This window comes from Rhodoflexus caldus (assembly GCF_021206925.1).
Taxonomy (GTDB): Bacteria; Bacteroidota; Bacteroidia; order Cytophagales; family Thermoflexibacteraceae; genus Rhodoflexus; species Rhodoflexus caldus.
In genome coordinates, this window is record NZ_JAJPRF010000037.1 from 1 (window position 1) to 756 (window position 756).

Here is a 756-nt window from a genome sequence, read left to right on the forward strand (position 1 = left end):
CAAGGCATTAAATTGTTCAAGGCTTAAACCTGTGGCAGCCTTACATTTCTTGTCACTTTTAAGATTATGAAAAATACTTGCCATAGTTATATAAATTTGAAAGAATCACCAAGTAAAATTATGTAATTCACTGATAATCACCAACCAAAAGGTCTATTCAAGAAATATTTTTTGACACTTTAAGCGGTGACAAAACTGTTTTGGAATTTGAGGAGTGGCTTTATGCAGACAAAAGGCTTGAAACAATTTTGCATCCAGACGACTATTTAGAATTAATTTCTTACGGATATAAATCAGACACCGCTAAGAAATGGTTGCACCCACTTCTTTCAAAGCATATTGACAAAGGGGAATTTGAAAGAAGAAGAGTTCGCAAACTTTTGACAAAGGCTTTGAACAAAGACGAAGAATTACCTCAGCTATTAATGACCTTTTATGACTTGTATTGCAAGGGATATAACTTCTTTGACAATTTAGGCTTGGGGTACGGTTTACGAGTTGAAGTGCCAGGAATAAACTATCAGGAGACTTGGGACGATTTAACTGAAACAGAGCAAACTAATTTAATCAACAGCTTTTATCCCGACCTTGACACAGAAATCAAAAAAGTCATTTCGTGGTTAGACACAGAGAAAATTAGACTTTTTGGAAGTTAAAACACTGAAAATCAATTGATTGAAAATTTCAACTTGTAATTATGTAAGCCTGCGGTTAATTGGAAATTTTCTAATATCTGCTCTTTTTGCTTCACTCTGC

General features: G+C 34.1%; 1 protein-coding gene. It reads left to right on the forward strand.

The annotated features are described in order from the left end of the window. Positions 1-200 precede the first annotated feature (200 nt). Positions 201-656, forward strand: coding sequence for a hypothetical protein (locus NDK19_RS16845; RefSeq protein WP_250633075.1), 456 nt, complete (start codon positions 201-203; stop codon positions 654-656). Positions 657-756: the final 100 nt, after the last annotated feature.